Below are 16,826 nucleotides of genomic sequence, written 5' to 3'. Positions count from 1 at the left end.
TTACCGGCCCATGACCAGGGTTTAGAGTCAGTTCTTATTGGGTCCCATGAAAACCACGTTCGGAGGCCGAATTACGCCATGAGCACCCCAACGACGGCGCCCGCTCCGGTGCGCAAGCGATCGATTTATCGAGGCGATCCGGGCATGTGGGCATGGGTCCTGCACCGCATCACCGGTGTCACCATCTTCTTCTTCCTCTTCGTGCACGTGCTCGACACCGCGGTCATGCGGATCAGCACCGAGGAGTACGACGCGGTGATCAACACCTACAAGACCCCGATCATCGGCCTCATGGAGATCGCCCTCGTCTTCTGCGTGCTCTTCCACGCGTTCAACGGCGTCCGGGTCATCCTGATCGACTTCTGGTCGAAGGGTCCGCGCTACCAGCGTCAGATGCTGTGGGGCGTGCTGGGCCTGTTCGCGCTCGTGTTCGGCGCCGCGGCGATCCGCTGCCTCCAGCTCATCTTCACCTACGCGTTCCACTAAGGAGTAGCCACCATGACCACCGCCGCTCCGCAGCCCGCGAAGACCCTCCTCACCTCCCACGACCGTCCGCCGTCACTGGACAACCCGCGTTCGCCGCGCAAGCCCCGCGGCGGCAACTTCGAGAAGTACGCATGGCTGTTCATGCGCTTCTCCGGCATCCTGCTGGTCTTCCTGGTCATCGGCCACATGGCGATCATGCTGACCTGGGACCAGGGCGTGCACCGCATCAACTCCGACTTCGTGCGCGAGCGCTGGTCGAGCCCGTTCTGGCAGATCTGGGACCTGACGATGCTCTGGCTCGCCCAGCTGCACGGCGGCAACGGTGTGCGCACCGTGATCGCCGACTACGCGCGCAAGGACTCGACCCGCTTCTGGCTGAACCTGCTGCTGGGCGTGTCGATGGCCCTCGTCCTGATCCTCGGCACCTACGCGCTGCTCACCTTCAACACCAGCAGCTAGTCCACGGCCCCGTCACAAGGAGACGCACCACCCATGCAGGAACACCGTTACGACGTGGTCATCGTCGGCGCCGGCGGCGCCGGGATGCGGGCCGCCATCGAGGCGGCGCCGCGCGCCCGCACCGCGGTCCTCACCAAGCTCTACCCCACCCGCAGCCACACCGGCGCGGCCCAGGGCGGCATGTGCGCCGCGCTGGCCAACGTCGAAGAGGACAACTGGGAGTGGCACACCTTCGACACCGTCAAGGGCGGTGACTACCTGGCTGACCAGGACGCCGTCGAGATCATGGCCAAGGAGGCCATCGACGCGGTGATCGACCTGGAGAAGATGGGTCTGCCCTTCAACCGCACCCCCGAGGGCAAGATCGACCAGCGCCGTTTCGGCGGGCACACCCGCGACCACGGCAAGAGCCCGGTCCGCCGCGCGTGTTACGCCGCCGACCGCACCGGTCACATGATCCTGCAGACCCTGTACCAGAACTGCGTCAAGCACGACGTCGAGTTCTACAACGAGTACTACGCCCTCGACCTGGCGCTCACCGAGAACGAGGACGGCGAGAAGGTCGCCACCGGCGTCGTCGCCTACGAACTGGCCACCGGCGAGATCCACGTCTTCCACGCCAAGTCGATCGTCTTCGCGACCGGCGGCTCCGGTCGCATGTACAAGACGACGTCGAACGCGCACACCCTGACCGGCGACGGCATGGGCATCATCTTCCGCAAGGGCCTGCCCCTGGAGGACATGGAGTTCCACCAGTTCCACCCGACCGGCCTGGCCGGCCTGGGCATCCTCATCTCCGAGGCGGTCCGCGGTGAGGGCGGCATCCTGCGCAACGTCGACGGCGAGCGCTTCATGGAGCGCTACGCCCCGACGATCAAGGACCTCGCGCCCCGCGACATCGTCGCCCGTTCGATGGTCCTCGAGGTGCTCGAGGGTCGCGGCGCGGGGCCGAACAAGGACTACGTCTACATCGACGTGACCCACCTCGGCGAGGACGTCCTCAACGAGAAGCTCCCCGACATCACCGAGTTCGCGCGCACCTACCTCGGCGTCGACCCGGTCACCGAGTACGTGCCGGTGTACCCGACCTGTCACTACGTGATGGGCGGCATCCCGACCAACGTCGAGGGCCAGGTCCTGGCGAACAACGAAGAGGTCGTCCACGGCCTCTACGCCGCCGGCGAGTGCGCCTGCGTGTCGGTGCACGGCGCCAACCGCCTGGGCACCAACTCGCTGCTGGACATCAACGTGTTCGGCCGTCGCGCCGGCATCGCCGCCGCCGACTACGCCAACAGCCACGAGTTCACCGACATGCCGGAGAACCCGACCGAGATGGTCGACGAGTGGCTGGCCGGCGTGCTGTCCGAGCACGGCAACGAGCGGGTGGCCGACATCCGCACCGAGCTGCAGCAGACGATGGACAACAACGCGTCGGTGTTCCGCACCGAGGAGACGCTCACCCAGGCGCTCGAGGACGTCCGCGCCCTCAAGGAGCGGTACAACCACATCCGCGTCCACGACAAGGGCAAGCGCTTCAACAGCGACCTGCTCGAGGCCGTCGAGCTGGGCTTCCTGCTGGAGATGGCCGAGGTCACCGTCGTCGGTGCGCTCAACCGCAAGGAGTCGCGCGGCGGTCACGCCCGCGAGGACTTCCCCAACCGCGACGACGCGAACTTCATGAAGCACACGATGGCGTACAAGAAGGGCGATGGCCTGCTGTCCGACATCGAACTGGACTACAAGCCCGTGGTCCAGACCCGCTACGAGCCGATGGAGCGCAAGTACTGATGACCGCAACCGTCGAAGAACCCACCACCGCAGGCGATCCGCCGCTGCCCCCGGTCCCGCCCGAGGCGCGGATGGTGAACCTGAAGATCTATCGGTTCAACCCCGAGGACCCCGACGCCGCCGGCTTCGAGACGTTCCGCGTCCCGGCGCTGCCGACCGACCGCCTGCTCAACCTGCTGCTGTACGTGAAGGGCTACCTCGACGGCACCCTGACCTTCCGCCGCAGCTGCGCGCACGGCGTGTGCGGCTCGGACGCGATGCGCATCAACGGCGTGAACCGGCTGGCCTGCAAGCTCCTGATGAAGGACCTGCTGCCCAAGGACGCGTCCAAGGAGCTGACCATCACCGTCGAGCCGATCAAGGGCCTGCCGGTGGAGAAGGACCTCGTCGTCGACATGGAGCCCTTCTTCGACGCCTACCGCGCCGTGAAGCCGTTCCTGATCACCAGCGGCAACGAGCCCACCAAGGAGCGCATCCAGTCGGTCACCGACCGGGCGCGTTTCGACGACACCACCAAGTGCATCCTGTGTGCGTGCTGCACCACGAGTTGCCCGGTGTTCTGGAACGAGGGCTCCTACTACGGCCCGGCCGCGATCGTGAACGCGCACCGCTTCATCTTCGACAGCCGCGACGAGGGCGCCGTCGAGCGCCTGGACATCCTCAACGACGTCGACGGTGTCTGGCGCTGCCGCACCACGTTCAACTGCACCGATGCCTGCCCGCGCGGCATCCAGGTCACCCAGGCCATCCAGGAGGTCAAGCGCGCGCTGATGTTCTCGCGCTGACCCCCGGCACCAGCCCGTTCCGCGAACCCCGTCGATTCTCCTTCTCGACGGGGTTCGTGCATTGTCGTCTCCGCTCACCCGAGGGATCCGTCCCGACGCCCGGTGCGTCTAAGGGACATGACACATCTGATCCGCATCCTGTTCCTGCTGTCCCTCTTCACCGGCGGCGCGCCCGCCGTCGCGGCACCGGCTCCCCCGGCCTCCGCTCCCCCGGCGCCCGTGCACCAGGGCGATCGCATCGCCATCACCTTCGTCTCCGACGTCCGCGACAACGGGCCGACCTCCTGGTTCGACTCCCTCGACCGTCCGCGCACGCAGGATCGGACCGTGCTCGTCCAACCGGTCACCGGCGCGGGATTGTGGACCTCGACGCTGGTCTACACGTCCCGGGCGCCCCGCCAGCGCCTCACCGCCACCCTCGTGAGCAGAGGCGGATTCGCGCGGTGCGTCGTGACCGTCAACGACGCGGTGCGCGACGTTCGGACCGTCGTCCGACGGGGTGCGCGGGTCACATGCGCCCCCTGACCACGAGGCCCCGACGGCACCAGCGACTTGCCAGGTTGGCTTGCTAGGGTGAGCCCGTGATTCTCAAGGGGGGCACGGCTGCCGGCCGGCCGATCGGACTTGCCCGCACCTCCGTCTTGCTGGCGACCGGGGCTCTGGTCTCGGGGAGCATGCTGCTCGGCGCCGGGGGCGCCGCCGGTGAACCGTCCTCGGGCCGCCCGTCGGCAGGCCCGTCGAGCGGCTCGTCATCGACCCCCGCCAGCCCGACCTCGAGCTCGTCCTACGGCGACTCCGCGGAATACGGCTCCTCGTCGGCCGTCCCGGCACCGGGCGCGATCGACCCGCTCACGGCACCGACCAACGGCCCGGCCCCGGTGACGACGCCGGCCACCGACGACTGTCCGTTCAAGTCGTCGACGCCGCCCGCGATCGACACCTCCGAGGTCCCCAAGCCGGGCGAAACGGCACCCAAGCCGCTGCCGGTGCAGGTGCCGCCGGTCGGTGGACCGCGTCTGGGCACGTGCGGCACCGTCGTCGCCGACGGCATGGGGCCGATCCCGTCGAAGCTGACCTCGGCGGCCTGGCTGGTGGCCGACCTCAACTCCGGCGAGGTCCTGGCCGCCAAGGATCCGCACGGCCGTTATCGACCGGCGTCGACGATCAAGGTGCTCCTGGCACTGGTCGGGCTCGACGAGCTCAAGCTCGACACCCCGGTCACCGTCGAGAAGTCCGAGTACGAGCAGGAGGGCGACTCCTGCGGCACCGGTCCGCGCGGCAAGTACACGAACCGGGACATGTTCACCGGGTTGATCCTCTCCTCGGGCAACGACTGCGCCATGGTCATCGCCCGACAGCTGGGCGGCGTCGACGAGACGCTGAAGAAGATGAACGACAAGGCCAAGAAGCTCGGCGCCCTCGACACCCGCGCCGCGTCGCCGTCGGGCCTGGACGCACCGGGCATGTCGACCTCGCCGTACGACCTGGCGGTCATCTTCCGCGCGGCGATGAAGAACGACACGTTCCGCGAGCTGATCGGCACGCGGCAGTACCACTTCCCCGGCTACCCGCCGCGCCCGGAGATCCCCGACGACCCGGACCATCCCGCCTACGACATGTTCACGTCGAACCCGCTTCTGCTGGAACGCTTCCCCGGAACCATCGGCGGCAAGACCGGCTACACCGACGACGCGCTCAAGACCTACGTGGGCGCCGCGAAGTCCGGTGACCGCGACGTGCTGGTCGTGCAGATGTACGGGCTCTCCTACCTGGATTCGCCGTACTCCACCCAGACCGTCAACCTGGTCAAGTGGGGCGGCGCCGCTCCGGCGGGCGCCTCCGTCGGCACGCTGAACGCCACCGACGGCGAGAAGACGACGACCCCGTCACCGACGACCGATCCGAGTCCGGTGGCCGGTCCCGCGCAGAACTCGTCAGACTCGTCGGGCCTGTTCGGAAACGGCCTCGTCATCGGCCTGATCGCGGCGGTCCTCGTCGGCGCCGCCGGCTTCTTCGGCTGGCGCGTCCTCAAGCGCTGACCGCTCCTCGTCGAGGAGATACCCGGCGTTGACCGGGTCGGTGGCGCACCACGCCGTCGTGTAGAAGATGATGCGCGCGACGACGTTGATGAACATCATCACGGTGATGATCGAACCGAAGGCGGCTCCTGCCGGACCGCGACTGGTCGCCGCGATGATCATGCCCGCCACGGACTTGAGGACCTCCATCGCGATCGCCGCGATCAGCCCGGCCTTCCACGCGTTGCGCAGCGGGATGTTCACCAGCGGCACCTTGGCCAGCACGACCGTCAGCAGGGGCCAGGTGATGAGGATCGACACGAGTGGCGCGGTCCACTGCACGAGCGTCAACACCCACGGGAACCAGTCCAGGTTGAGCCACACGAGCACGCGGTCGGCGAGCGTCTTGGACCCCGCCGCGCTGAACACCAGCGTGACGACGAACCACAGCCCCAGCAGCGTCACCTGCCCGAGGTCGTAGAGCTTGGACAGGAACGGGTTGCGGTCCACCCGGCCGCCCCAGATCGCGGTCATCGCCTCCCGTGCGCCCGACATCCAGTTGATGCCGGTCCATGCGGCGATCACCAGACCGACCGAGCCGACCGTCGAGCGGGACCGGATGGCCGAATCCATGGCATCGGACAGTGTTTCGCCCAGCCCGCCGGGCATAGCGTCGGCGATCGACTGGCGGAAGTCGGCGAGCATCTCGGGCTGGCGGCTCAACACGAAACCGGCGATCGCGAACGCGACCATCAGCACGGGGACAAGTGCCATCACCGTGCGGAAGCTCATGGCCGCGGCGAAGGCGCCGCCGTAGTGCTGGTCGTGGCGCTTCATCGTCGCCACGACGCGGTCGAGCAGGCCGAAGCGCTCCAGCAGCGCCGACCAGGTCCCGGTGATCCAGTCGATCACCGCACCGACGGTGGCGGTGACGGCACTCCAGGCCGAGGCCAGCGGCGGCGGCAGGGACGGCATGGCGCGGTCCGACTAGCCCGACACCGGCGCGAGGAAGCCGACCTTGTCGTACACGTCGGTCAGCGTCGGCGCGGCCACGGCGCGGGCCTTGGCGGCACCGGCGGCGAGGATCGAGTCGAGATGCGCGGGATCGTCGAGCAGCTCCTCGACCTTCCCGCGCAGCGGCGTGACGAAGTCGGTGAGGACCTCGGCGGTGTCGACCTTGAGGTGCCCGTACTGCTTGCCCTCGTAGGAGGCGACGAGGTCGTCGATCGAGCGCCCGGTGAGCGCCGCCTGGATGGTGAGCAGGTTGGAGACGCCCGGCTTGTTCTCGCGGTCGAAGGCCACGACGGAGTCGCTGTCGGTGACCGCCGAGCGAATCTTCTTCGCCGACTTCTTCGGCTCGTCGAGCAGGTTGATCAGACCGGAGTCCGACTCGGCCGACTTGCTCATCTTCGCCGTGGGGTTCTGCAGGTCGTAGATCTTGGCGAACTCTTTGACGATGTACGGGTCGGGGACGGTGAACGTCTCACCGAAGCGCGAGTTGAACCGGTTCGCCAGGTCGCGGGTCAGCTCCAGGTGCTGGCGCTGGTCCTCCCCGACCGGCACGGCGTCGACCTGAAAGGCCAGGATGTCGGCGGCCATGAGGATCGGGTAGGTGAACAGGCCGACGCCGGCTGCCTCGGTGCCCTGCCGCGCCGACTTGTCCTTGAACTGCGTCATCCGGCTGGCCTCGCCGAAGCCGGTGAGGCACGAGAGCACCCACGTCAGCTGCGCGACCTCGGGGATGTGCGACTGCACGTAAATCGTCGACTTGGCCGGGTCGACGCCCAGCGCGAGGAGCTGGGCGACGCCGCGGCGCGTCCGCTCGCGCAGCTTCTCCGGGTCGTGCGGCACGGTGATCGCGTGCATGTCCGGGATGAAGTAGAAGGCCTCGTCGAATTCGTCCTGCAACGCGACCCACTGCCGGACCGCACCGAGGTAGTTGCCGAGGTGGAAGGAGTCGCTGGTGGGCTGGATGCCCGACAGCACCCGCGCGCGGCGGGCGGGCTGGTTGTTGCTCATATCCCCAGTCTCTCAGACGTAAGCTGTCGCCATGGTCGCGGGAGAGGTCAGTGCGCAGTCGTGGCGCGAGGACGGCGGACGGTCCCTTCTGCGCTCGCTGCCGGTCCTGCGCGGCACGCCTCCCGGCTTCGACCCCGACCGCGCGCCCGGCGATCCGGTCGACCTGTTCGCCGAGTGGTTGTCCGCCGCGGTGGCCGCGGGGGTGCCCGAACCCCACGCCATGACACTGTCGACGATCGGCCCGGACGGTGGGCCGAGCTCCCGCATGTTGATCGTGAAAGCCGTCGACGCGGCGGGCTGGCATTTCGCCGTCAACGCCCGCAGCCCGAAGGGCGGTGACCTGGCCGCCGATCCCCGCGCCGCGCTGACCTTCTACTGGCCCGCCCTCGTGCGCCAGATCCGGGTCGTCGGAACAGCCGTCGACGAGGGTGCCGCCGCCGGCGCGGCGGACTTCCTCGCGCGGCCGACCGGCTCGCGCGAGATGGCGCTCACCCTCCGCCAGAGTGAGCCGCTGGTGGACCCGACCGAGATCGACACGGCCCTCGCCGAGAGCCGGCGCCGCATGGCGGCCGACGACGAGCTGGTCCCGGTCGAGTGGGTCTCCTATGCCCTGGCGCCCGACAGCGTCGAATTCTGGGAGGGCGACCCGCAGCGGCGGCACACCCGCCTGCGCTACCGCCGCGGCGACGACGGCTGGACCCGCGAACGCCTGTGGCCCTGAGATGATCAGAGGTCGAAGACGGTGGTGACCGCGCTGTGGTCGGACCAGCGCAGGTTGTAGGCCTCGGGTCGGTGGACGTACGACTTGCTCGCACGACCGGCGAGGTCGGGCGTCACCAGGTGGTAGTCGATACGCCAGCCGGCGTCGTTGTCGAAGGACTTCCCGCGCCACGACCACCACGTGTACGGACCCGGCACGTCGCCGGTCAGTCGGCGCATGACGTCGACCCACCCGGCGGCGAACAGGTCGGCGACCCACTCCCGCTCGTGCGGCAGGAAGCCGGGGCTACGACGATTGGTCTTGAAGGCCTTCAGATCGTTCTCGGCGGGCGCGATGTTCCAGTCGCCGCCGACGATGGTGTGCCGGCCCTCGGCGATCCTCGTGCCGAGGTGATCGCCGAACTCGGCCAGGAAGCGCTTCTTCTCGGCGAACTTGCGTTCGTCGGTCTCGGTGGCGGTCGACGTGTGCGCCGGGTCGACGGCCCCCTTGGGCAGGTAGAGGCTGGCGACGGTGATCTCGCCGAGGGCCGACGGCAGGTCGACCTCCAGGTAGCGGCCGAGGGTGTCGAACTCGTCGCTGCCGATGCCGACGCGCACCGTCGTGGGCGCGGTGCGGCTCAGGACGCCGACGCCGGCGTGGCCCTTGACCGTCGACTCGCTCATGCTCAGGTGCCAGCCGTCGTCCAGAGCGGGCGCCAGTGCCTCTTCGGCTTGTTCGCGGGTGGCCCGGATCTCTTGCAGCGCAACGGCTTCCGAGTCCAGCGAGGACAGCCACGGGAGCAGTCCGAGGTTCTCGGGGGACCGCTCCTTGACCGCCGCGCGGATGCCGTTGACGTTGACGGTCGTCACCGAGAAAGAGCTCACGACAGTCACGCTATCGTCGGCGCGATCAGCGGATGAAATCAGGTCGAATCGAGCTGAGGACGTCGACGACGGCGGCGTTGGGCTGGCGCAGGCACATGATGTCGACGAGCGTCGAGATCAGGATGTAGTTCTTCTTGTCCGGACCGAGGATCGCGTGCACGACCGACTGCTGCACGGGATCGGGCTGGGCCCGGTAGGTCGTGCACGTCATCGTCTTGTAGTCCGCGGGCGGCGGGGGCAGTGCCTCCGACGATCCGCCCGAGTAGCCACTCGCATCGTCGACCACGGTCGCCCTCGGGTCGGCGTGCGGCGTGCCCTGCACGCTGCAGCCGGCGACGGCGACCGTGGCGGTCGCCGCGACGAGGAGGCCGACGATCCGGCGCATCAGGCCTTCCGAGCCTTCTGCAGGTTCTCGTCGAGGGTGGCCAGGAACTCTTCGGTCGTCTGATACGGCTGGTCGCCGCCGACGAGCAGGGCGAGGTCCTTGGTCATCTTCCCCGACTCGACGGTCTTGATGACGACGTCCTCGAGGGTCTCGGCGAACTCGCGCACCTCGGGGGTGTTGTCGAGCTTGCCGCGGTGGTCGAGGCCGCGGGTCCACGCGAAGATCGACGCGATCGGGTTCGTGGAGGTCGGCTTGCCCTGCTGGTGCTGGCGGTAGTGACGGGTCACGGTGCCGTGTGCGGCCTCGGCCTCACAGGTCTTGCCGTCCGGGGTGAGCAGCACCGAGGTCATCAGACCCAGCGAGCCGTAACCCTGCGCGACGGTGTCGGACTGGACGTCGCCGTCGTAGTTCTTACAGGCCCAGACGTAGCCGCCCTCCCACTTGAGGCAGGAGGCCACCATGTCGTCGATGAGGCGGTGCTCGTAGTGCAGGCCCGCCGCGTCGAACTGGCTCTTGAACTCCTTGTCGAAGATGTCCTGGAAGATGTCCTTGAAGGCACCGTCGTAGGCCTTGAGGATGGTGTTCTTCGTCGACAGGTAGACCGGGTAGTTGCGCTGCAGGCCGTAGTTGAAGGAGGCGCGCGCGAAGTCCTCGATGGACTTGTTGAAGTTGTACATGCCCATCACGACGCCGCCCTCTTCGGGGATCTTGACGATCTCGTGCTCGATGGGCTCGGAGCCGTCGTCGGGCGTGTAGGTGATGGTCACCGTGCCGGCGCCGGGGACCTTGAAGTCCGTGGCGCGGTACTGGTCGCCGAAGGCGTGGCGGCCGATGACGACCGGCTTGGTCCAACCGGGGACCAGGCGCGGGACGTTGGAGATGATGATCGGCGAGCGGAAGATCGTGCCGCCGAGGATGTTGCGGATGGTGCCGTTGGGCGAGCGCCACATCTTCTTGAGGCCGAACTCCTCGACGCGGGCCTCATCGGGGGTGATGGTCGCGCACTTCACGCCGACGCCGTGCTTCTGGATGGCGTGGGCCGCATCGATGGTGACCTGGTCGTCGGTCTCGTCGCGGTACTCGATGCCGAGGTCGTAGTAGTCGAGGTTGACGTCGAGGTACGGGTGGATCAGCTTCTCTTTGATGAACTGCCAGATGATTCGAGTCATCTCGTCGCCGTCGAGCTCTACGACGGTGCCTTCGACCTTGATCTTGCCCATATGGCTGGTGCCCTCCTCGGCATCGGATGCGCAGGTTGTGTCTGCGACTGCGTCTGGCGGCAGGCCGGCCCGTGGGTTGCACGACGGCGGCCTGCGTTAGGTAAAAACCTAGTAGGTCAAACCTAGTACGCGCGTGTGCCGTGCCGCGCGCTGGCGAAACATAACGCGCGTACTGTTTGAGAGTCTACCCGGGCGGTTTGTTGCCTGAGTCACTGCCCGGCGCCGGCGGTTCCGGGGGTCGCGCCGACGGTCGGCTGGTTGCCGCCCGACGGCTGTCCCGACCGCCACGACGGGCGGTCGCCACCCTGCTCGCCATCCCGGTGCCACGGAAGGGTTCCGCCGCGCCAGCTGGGCGTTTGCCCCTGCGTCGACGGCGGCTGCTGGTCGGCCGGCGGCGTCTGCGTGGGCACGGCCGGAGCGGTGTGGGTCGGCGACGGCGGCGTGAACGTGCGGGTCGGCGGGGTGAACCTCGGTCCGGAGTCGCGCTTCGGGAACCACTGGTCGCGCTGCGGCGCACTCGGTGCGTCGGGGAGATTCGGCGTCGCCTTCTGCTGCGCGGTCACCGGGCCGGTGGGCGATGGCGAGGTCGCCTTCTGCGCCGCCCGGTAGACCCCTGAGGTCTGCGCCTTGCTCAGGACGGTCGTGAAGTCGACCGTGGCGGGCGCGCTGACCGACGCCGCTGTGCGATTGCCGCTGCCGGTCGCCGGGGGCCACGGCGTCGGCCAGATGGTCGCGGGGACACCGGAGGTTTCCGCGGGGATCCGACCCAGCTTCCACACGGTCTGGGTGAAGTCGTTCTGCGGGAAGACATCTGCTCCGGCGACGAGCTGGCTGAGCTTGTTGCCCCAGAAGATCGTGCCGTTCACGGGGATCAGCAGCATGCTCGCCGCGCTGAGGCCGATGGCCTTCGCCGCGTCGACGACGGGCCCGGTGTCGCCGCCGAGGGCCGAGCCGATGCCGGTCACCAACTGGAGAGCGGTCAGCGCGTCGGGCAGGTAGCCGCCGGCGTTGTAGGTGACGTACGGCAGCTGCGGCAGCGCACTGAACGCCAGGTTGACCACCGGCTGCAGGCTCGCGATACTCACATTCGGGAGCACGTTGTTGAGATTGAGGACCTCGTGCACCTTGCCGTACACGTCGGGGATCTTCGCCGCGTCCGCGTCGGACATCCCGAGGATCGCCACCGCGTTCGCCCGGACGAGTCGGGTGATCGACGACGGCTGCTCGACGACACACACGGTTCCGCCGTTGCCGGATGCCTCGCTGCACGTGGTCTTGCCGTCGTTGATCGCCGACCACCCGGATTCACTCCGGTCCAGCTTCATCCAGCCCTCGCTCACGTAGTCGGAGTGCTTGACGAAGTAGCCGAGCAGCGCGTCGACCGCACCCAGGGGGTCCTTCACCGGGTCGGTCATCGAGCAGATCGGGTCGCCCTGGCTGCACAGCGACGTCACGTTGCCGCTGAGATCGCCGAAGCCGTTCTCACGCGGACCCGTCACCGTTCCGCCGGGGATGACTCCGAGGAACGCCTGCTCAAAGCCGCGACCCGCGTAGTCGACGACGCGGTTCTGGCGCGAATCGGCGTACAGGGTGCCTTTGATGTCGCTTTCCTTGGTCTCTTCCAACCGGTCGATCTGCTCGTCCGTGAGGTCGTAACCCTCGTAGCGGCCGTTGCCGATATCGGACAACACGTCGCCCGCCACGCGCGCCCCCTGCGAGTACCCGGCGATCTCGATCGGCTTGCCGCCGCACTTGTCCTGGTATTCGGTGACCGCCTGCATGGTCGCATTGCGCCCCATGTCGACGTTCTTGTTGTGGCCGACGGCACCGGCGGGCCAGATCGTCGTCGGATATCCGACGACGATGACGTCCTTGTCCCCGGCGTTGTCGATGACGTCGCGCATCAAACCGCCGCCGGTGGCGTAGTCGACGTCGTTGTTGCCCGGCACGACGATGAGGGCTCCACTGTCGGAGCAGGCGTGCGCGCCCGTCGGCGGGCTGAGGAACGCCGCCACGAGGGCGACCGAACCGGCGATCGCGCTGAGCGCGGTTGCACGCTTCACCGTCGACCACGTGGTGGTCGGCACCGGCTGATCAATCGTCTGCGCCATGTGAGCGCCCTCCCGCGGTCCGGCAGACCCGTTCGGGCGAGCTGCACTCTGCATAGAACGAGCACAGCTTAACCGACCGATATGACCGGTCTCACATCGACGGGACCGGCGCTACCCGGCTGCGCCACCGCCGGCGGTTCCACCGCCGGTGGCCGCTCCCCCGACACTCGGGGTGAACCCACCACTCGGAGCCATCGGCGCCACCTTCGGCACCGCCGGAGCCGGTGCAGCGGGAGCCGCCGGCACGGCCGGCTGGACCTGCTGGGTCACCGGCGGTTGAACCTGCTGAGTCACCGGCGGTTGAACCTGCTGAGTCACCGGCGGTTGGACCGGCTGGGTCACCTGAGGCTCCGGCGACGGCGCCTCGACCACCGGCGGTGCGACGGGCGCGGTCGGTTGCGGGGCCGGCTCGGGAGCCGTCGGTGCCGGGGTGATCGGCTGCGTCGGAACAGGCGCGACCGTCGTCGGCTTCACCGGCTCCACGGTCGGCTGCGACGGAGCGGTGCGGAGCTGCGCTCCCGTGTCGGCGGGCTGGGGCTGCACGGTGGGCACAGACGGCTTCGCATCGACCGGGGTCGTCGCCGACGGCGACCTCTCGATCGGCGTCTGGGCCGCAGGCGCATCCGCATCGATCTTGGCGGTACGCGCGTTCAGCTGGACCGGAGTCACCGACTCATCACCGGATTCGACCGCAGCCACCTGCTCCTGGTTCACGGCCGCGAACTGATAGGCAGGCTTCGCCTGCACCTCCTCCACAGCCGCCGCAAGCTGGGCCGTGGTGGGCAGGGACGCGGCCGCCTGCGTTTGAGCGGCCGCTTGCTTCGCGGAGAGACCCAGACTGTTGGTCAGACCGCCCAGCGGATCACCGATGTACTTGTTGAACCACCGATCAAGCCCCGGCAGGATCGGCCCGAACGGAACCGTGCCCGGATAGGCGACTCGGTCACCGGGGATCACGCTCAAGTCCCAGACGGCCTTGCCGAATGGCACACCGAACGCATACTCCGGAATGAGCGTGGGCACGCCAACCAGCGAACCGACTCGGTTGGCCCAGTAGATTGCCCCATTCACCGGCGTGAGCGCCATCGACGCGAAGGCGAGACCGAATCGCGCCCATGCATCAGCGGCGTTCGGTCCGGACATCTCGCCGATCAGCATGGCATCGGGAAGGAAGCCGCCCGCGTGCTGCGTGATATACGGCAACGGAGGCAAGAAGCTGTAGACCAGATCAAGGACCGGCTGCAGCGAGTTGATCCCAACCCCGGGTGCCAACCAGTTCAGGTTCACCACCGAGGCGATCATCCCGTAGACATCAGGCGCCCCCGGAATGGCATTGCTGATCAACCGGCCGATCGACGACTGCCCGCGCACCATGCAGACCTGGCCACCGGCATTGGCCGCCTGCTTGCAGTCGAGGCCGTTGATCCCGCCCCACTTACTTGGAGCTTCCAGCCAGCCGTTGATCGGGTAGTCACCGTGCTTGACGAAGTAACCCACCAACGAATCAATGGCACCCAACGGGTCCTTCAAGGGATCGGCGAGGTAGCAAATACCGTCGCCCTGGCTGCACATCGTCTGAACCTTGTTGTCCAGCGTGCCGAAGCCGCCCTTGCGTGAACCGTTCATCGTCAGGCCGGGAATGACCCCTAGGAAGCTGAGCTCAATGCCTCGTCCCGCGTAGCCCGCGATACCTTCCTGGCGGGGGTCCGAGAACAGCACGCCGCTCACACCCTTGTCAGTGACGCCGTCGACCCTTCCGTTGCCGATGTCCGAGAGGACGTCGCCGGCGACTCGCGCACCCTGGCTGTAGCCGACGATCCTGATGTCACGATTGCCCTTCTGGCACTCTGACTGCGCCTGCTTGACCTTTGCCACGGTTGCGTCGTAGCCGAGCTGGGCGTCGCGGTCGTAGCCGATGTTTCCAGCGGGCCAGAGGGTCGTCGGGTAGTGCACGGTCCGCTGCTCTCGACCGGTGTCGTCCTTGTAGAAGTGAATAATGTTCCCTTGCGGGTCATTCGTACCCGGCACGAGGATCGTCACCGGACTACAGTCCGCCCACGCACCCGTCGGTGGACTCAAGAACGAGGCAATGAGCGCCAAGGCACCGGCTATCGCACCGAGGGCCGTGACACGTTTCACCGCGGTCCACGTGGGTGCGGTTGATTGGTCTTGCTGGTCGTCGTCGATGGTTTGGGCTGCCATGCCAACGCCTCCTGAAATGGTGGGTCTCCCTGAAGACATGCACCTCGTCGCAGAAGTCGTGCGCTGTGGAATCTGATCACGCACGGTGCTGCAACTCGGCTTTGCCAGTGTAAAACACTGTGACATGGATAACACGTAAATCTTACTGGCGGGTCAGTTCACAAAATCTCTGTGAACTTCCTGTTTCGGCCCACCCTGATTCCAGACCCGTCGAGAGCACTTCGCGCGGTGTTATATCCTTGTGGCAGGTTCAGAGCGTCAGCGCCAAGCCCCGGCTTGCTGACCGGCAACCCTCCAACCGCGGTGGGGTGCTCCGGGTGATGACCTGGTCGTGCGGATGACCCGCACGACAAGCGCGGGTCCGACGGTCGGACCCTGGGACGGGCAACCCCCGCACCGACCGAAAGGTGAATCAGAACCATGTCGCAAACCCCCGACGACCCCACTGCCGCCTGGAGCTTCGAGACGAAGCAGGTCCACGCTGGTCAGGGCGTCGACACCGCCACGAACGCACGGGCGCTGCCGATCTACCAGACCACGTCGTACGTCTTCAACGACACGACGCACGCGGCCAACCTCTTCGGGCTCGCCGAGCCGGGCAACATCTACACCCGGATCATGAACCCGACGCAGGACGTCGTCGAGCAGCGGCTGGCCGCGCTCGAGGGCGGCGTCGCCGCTCTGCTGCTGGCCTCGGGCCAGGCCGCGGAGACCTACGCGATCCAGAACATCGTCGAGGCCGGCGGCCACGTCGTCGCCAGCCCGCGCCTGTACGGCGGCACCTACAACCTGCTGCACTACACGCTCCCCAAGTTCGGCATCGAGACGACCTTCGTCGAGAACCCGGACGACCCGGAGTCGTGGCAGGCCGCCGTGAAGCCCAACACCAAGGCCTTCTTCGGTGAGACGATCTCCAACCCGAAGATCGAGATCCTCGACATTCCGGCCGTCTCCGAGGTGGCCCACCGCAACGGTGTGCCGCTGATCGTCGACAACACCGTCGCGACGCCGTACCTGCTCAACCCGCTCAAGCACGGCGCCGACATCGTCGTGCACTCCACCACCAAGTGGATCGGCGGCCACGGCACCACCATCGGCGGCGTGATCATCGACGGTGGCACCTTCGACTGGTCGTCGCAGCGCGACGGCAAGGACCTGTTCCCCGGCTTCACCGAGCCGGACCCGAGCTACGGCGGGGTCAAGTTCATCGACCTCGGTGCCCCGGCCTACGCGCTCAAGGCGCGCGTGCAGCTGCTGCGCGACACCGGCGCAGCCATCTCGCCGTTCAACGCCTTCCTCACCGCCCAGGGCATCGAGACCCTGAGCCTGCGGGTCGAGCGCCACGTCGAGAACGCCAAGAAGGTCGCGGCCTTCCTCGAGAAGCACCCGCAGGTCGAGAAGGTCTACTACGCCGACCTGGACTCGTCGCCGTACAAGGCGCTGGCCACCAAGCTGCTGCCCAAGGGCACCGGCTCGGTCCTGAGCTTCGAGCTCGCCGGCGGCGTCGAGGCGGGCAAGAAGTTCGTCGACGCGCTGACCCTGCACAGCCATGTGGCCAACATCGGCGACGTCCGCTCGCTGGTCATCCACCCGGCATCGACCACGCACAGCCAGCTCAACGGCGAGGAGCAGCTCTCGGCCGGCGTCACGCCGGGCCTGGTCCGCCTCTCGGTGGGCATCGAGGGCATCGACGACATCCTCGCCGACCTCGAGCAGGGCTTCGCCGCCGCCAAGGGATAAGGCACCAGCGATCAGCGAGGCCGAAGTGA

General features: G+C 67.7%; 15 protein-coding genes and 1 riboswitch. Of the genes, 8 read left to right on the top strand and 7 right to left on the bottom strand.

Annotation, left to right across the window (positions count from 1 at the left end; translation table 11 throughout):
- Nucleotides 1-78 precede the first annotated feature (78 nt).
- The 6 genes from sdhC to QM634_RS02520 all read left to right on the top strand — a co-directional run bounded on the left by sdhC (nucleotide 79) and on the right by QM634_RS02520 (nucleotide 5,557).
- Complete coding sequence (gene sdhC, locus QM634_RS02545) at nucleotides 79-486, top strand: succinate dehydrogenase, cytochrome b556 subunit (RefSeq protein ID WP_415041202.1); 408 nt, start codon at nucleotides 79-81, stop codon at nucleotides 484-486.
- A gap of 12 nt (nucleotides 487-498) precedes the next feature.
- Nucleotides 499-945, top strand: a complete 447-nt coding sequence (locus tag QM634_RS02540) for a succinate dehydrogenase hydrophobic membrane anchor subunit (RefSeq protein WP_415041201.1) — start codon at nucleotides 499-501, stop codon at nucleotides 943-945.
- 33 nt (nucleotides 946-978) lie between these two features.
- Nucleotides 979-2,733, top strand: coding sequence for a succinate dehydrogenase flavoprotein subunit (gene sdhA / locus QM634_RS02535; RefSeq protein WP_415041200.1), 1,755 nt, complete (start codon nucleotides 979-981; stop codon nucleotides 2,731-2,733).
- Nucleotides 2,733-3,518 carry a succinate dehydrogenase iron-sulfur subunit gene (locus QM634_RS02530; protein WP_415041199.1) on the top strand — a complete coding sequence of 262 codons (786 nt, stop codon included), beginning with the start codon at nucleotides 2,733-2,735 and terminating at the stop codon, nucleotides 3,516-3,518. The genes sdhA and QM634_RS02530 overlap by 1 nt, the downstream gene beginning before the upstream one ends.
- Nucleotides 3,519-3,635: 117 nt before the next feature.
- Complete coding sequence (locus tag QM634_RS02525) at nucleotides 3,636-4,043, top strand: hypothetical protein (protein WP_415041198.1); 408 nt, start codon at nucleotides 3,636-3,638, stop codon at nucleotides 4,041-4,043.
- 56 nt (nucleotides 4,044-4,099) lie between these two features.
- Nucleotides 4,100-5,557 (top strand): serine hydrolase, encoded by a 1,458-nt coding sequence (locus QM634_RS02520; protein WP_415041197.1) that lies wholly within the window; start codon nucleotides 4,100-4,102, stop codon nucleotides 5,555-5,557.
- On the opposite strand, the gene QM634_RS02515 is transcribed toward QM634_RS02520, so the two are convergent.
- Nucleotides 5,453-6,511: a YihY/virulence factor BrkB family protein gene (locus QM634_RS02515; protein WP_415041196.1), complete on the bottom strand. Its 1,059-nt coding sequence runs from the start codon at nucleotides 6,509-6,511 to the stop codon at nucleotides 5,453-5,455. The two genes, QM634_RS02520 and QM634_RS02515, sit on opposite strands and share 105 nt — an antisense overlap.
- Nucleotides 6,512-6,523: 12 nt before the next feature.
- Nucleotides 6,524-7,555, bottom strand: coding sequence for a tryptophan--tRNA ligase (gene trpS / locus QM634_RS02510; RefSeq protein WP_415041195.1), 1,032 nt, complete (start codon nucleotides 7,553-7,555; stop codon nucleotides 6,524-6,526).
- A 31-nt stretch (nucleotides 7,556-7,586) separates the two neighbouring features.
- Here trpS and QM634_RS02505 point away from each other — a divergent pair, with 31 nt between their 5' ends.
- A complete protein-coding gene (locus QM634_RS02505; protein ID WP_415041194.1) occupies nucleotides 7,587-8,276 on the top strand; it encodes a pyridoxal 5'-phosphate synthase in 690 nt (229 codons plus the stop codon).
- A 5-nt stretch (nucleotides 8,277-8,281) separates the two neighbouring features.
- Here QM634_RS02505 and QM634_RS02500 read toward each other — a convergent pair whose 3' ends face one another.
- The 5 genes from QM634_RS02500 to QM634_RS02480 all read right to left on the bottom strand — a co-directional run bounded on the left by QM634_RS02500 (nucleotide 8,282) and on the right by QM634_RS02480 (nucleotide 15,057).
- Nucleotides 8,282-9,139 (bottom strand): exodeoxyribonuclease III, encoded by an 858-nt coding sequence (locus QM634_RS02500; RefSeq protein ID WP_415041193.1) that lies wholly within the window; start codon nucleotides 9,137-9,139, stop codon nucleotides 8,282-8,284.
- A gap of 25 nt (nucleotides 9,140-9,164) precedes the next feature.
- Nucleotides 9,165-9,524, bottom strand: a complete 360-nt coding sequence (locus tag QM634_RS02495; protein ID WP_415041192.1) for a hypothetical protein — start codon at nucleotides 9,522-9,524, stop codon at nucleotides 9,165-9,167.
- Entirely contained in the window at nucleotides 9,524-10,744 is a 1,221-nt protein-coding gene (locus tag QM634_RS02490; RefSeq protein ID WP_415041191.1) for an NADP-dependent isocitrate dehydrogenase, read from the bottom strand. Before QM634_RS02490 ends, QM634_RS02495 begins: the two co-directional genes overlap by 1 nt.
- A gap of 209 nt (nucleotides 10,745-10,953) precedes the next feature.
- Nucleotides 10,954-12,855: a cutinase family protein gene (locus tag QM634_RS02485; RefSeq protein WP_415041190.1), complete on the bottom strand. Its 1,902-nt coding sequence runs from the start codon at nucleotides 12,853-12,855 to the stop codon at nucleotides 10,954-10,956.
- A gap of 111 nt (nucleotides 12,856-12,966) precedes the next feature.
- A complete protein-coding gene (locus tag QM634_RS02480) occupies nucleotides 12,967-15,057 on the bottom strand; it encodes a cutinase family protein (protein ID WP_415041189.1) in 2,091 nt (696 codons plus the stop codon).
- Between the two features lie 247 nt (nucleotides 15,058-15,304).
- Nucleotides 15,305-15,419, top strand: a riboswitch (SAM riboswitch).
- 58 nt (nucleotides 15,420-15,477) lie between these two features.
- On the opposite strand from QM634_RS02480, the gene QM634_RS02475 reads away from it, so the two are divergent.
- Nucleotides 15,478-16,797: a bifunctional o-acetylhomoserine/o-acetylserine sulfhydrylase gene (locus QM634_RS02475; RefSeq protein WP_415041188.1), complete on the top strand. Its 1,320-nt coding sequence runs from the start codon at nucleotides 15,478-15,480 to the stop codon at nucleotides 16,795-16,797.
- Nucleotides 16,798-16,826: the final 29 nt, after the last annotated feature.

The sequence above is a fragment of the Gordonia sp. (in: high G+C Gram-positive bacteria) genome (assembly GCF_047606305.1).
In the GTDB taxonomy this organism is placed as follows: Bacteria; Actinomycetota; Actinomycetes; order Mycobacteriales; family Mycobacteriaceae; genus Gordonia.
The sequence above is the reverse complement of the archived record's forward strand: the minus strand, read 5'-3'. Positions and strand labels throughout refer to the sequence as shown.

Coding starts and splice junctions, on each gene's coding strand:
- QM634_RS02490 (WP_415041191.1), bottom strand. CDS start 10,744: ATGGGCAAGATCAAGGTCGAAGGCACCGTCGTAGAGCTCGACGGCGAC.
- QM634_RS02530 (WP_415041199.1), top strand. CDS start 2,733: ATGACCGCAACCGTCGAAGAACCCACCACCGCAGGCGATCCGCCGCTG.
- QM634_RS02475 (WP_415041188.1), top strand. CDS start 15,478: ATGTCGCAAACCCCCGACGACCCCACTGCCGCCTGGAGCTTCGAGACG.
- QM634_RS02480 (WP_415041189.1), bottom strand. CDS start 15,057: ATGGCAGCCCAAACCATCGACGACGACCAGCAAGACCAATCAACCGCA.
- QM634_RS02515 (WP_415041196.1), bottom strand. CDS start 6,511: ATGCCGTCCCTGCCGCCGCCGCTGGCCTCGGCCTGGAGTGCCGTCACC.
- QM634_RS02495 (WP_415041192.1), bottom strand. CDS start 9,524: ATGCGCCGGATCGTCGGCCTCCTCGTCGCGGCGACCGCCACGGTCGCC.
- QM634_RS02505 (WP_415041194.1), top strand. CDS start 7,587: ATGGTCGCGGGAGAGGTCAGTGCGCAGTCGTGGCGCGAGGACGGCGGA.
- QM634_RS02540 (WP_415041201.1), top strand. CDS start 499: ATGACCACCGCCGCTCCGCAGCCCGCGAAGACCCTCCTCACCTCCCAC.
- sdhC (WP_415041202.1), top strand. CDS start 79: ATGAGCACCCCAACGACGGCGCCCGCTCCGGTGCGCAAGCGATCGATT.
- QM634_RS02525 (WP_415041198.1), top strand. CDS start 3,636: ATGACACATCTGATCCGCATCCTGTTCCTGCTGTCCCTCTTCACCGGC.
- QM634_RS02485 (WP_415041190.1), bottom strand. CDS start 12,855: ATGGCGCAGACGATTGATCAGCCGGTGCCGACCACCACGTGGTCGACG.
- sdhA (WP_415041200.1), top strand. CDS start 979: ATGCAGGAACACCGTTACGACGTGGTCATCGTCGGCGCCGGCGGCGCC.
- trpS (WP_415041195.1), bottom strand. CDS start 7,555: ATGAGCAACAACCAGCCCGCCCGCCGCGCGCGGGTGCTGTCGGGCATC.